Origin of the sequence: Bradyrhizobium uaiense, assembly GCF_010811875.1 — a bacterium.
Lineage (GTDB): Bacteria > Pseudomonadota > Alphaproteobacteria > Rhizobiales > Xanthobacteraceae > Bradyrhizobium > Bradyrhizobium uaiense.
In genome coordinates this window covers 1-237 of record NZ_VKHP01001103.1, presented here as the reverse complement: position 1 = coordinate 237, position 237 = coordinate 1, and the positions used below count along the sequence as shown (strand labels likewise).

Annotated in this window: 1 protein-coding gene; it reads left to right on the top strand. The window is 59.9% G+C overall.

All coding sequences use genetic code 11. The features are described 5' to 3' along the window. A partial coding sequence (locus FNJ47_RS48955; protein WP_163163852.1) for a transposase occupies positions 1–237 on the top strand: 237 nt, incomplete at both ends.

Here is a 237-nt window from a genome sequence, read left to right as displayed (position 1 = left end):
TCGTCATGGCCGATACAGCCTATGACGCCGATCACTTGCGTCAGGCCATCGCAGCCAAGGGCGCGCTCGCCGTCATCCCCAACAATCCGTCACGCGCACTCAAGCATCCGCTCGACAAGCATCTCTACGCCCAGCGTCATCTCGTCGAATGCTGCTTCTCAAAGCTCAAGCAGTTCCGACGTGTCGCAACCCGCTTCGAAAAAACGGCCCGGAATTACCGGGCCGTCGTCACTCTCG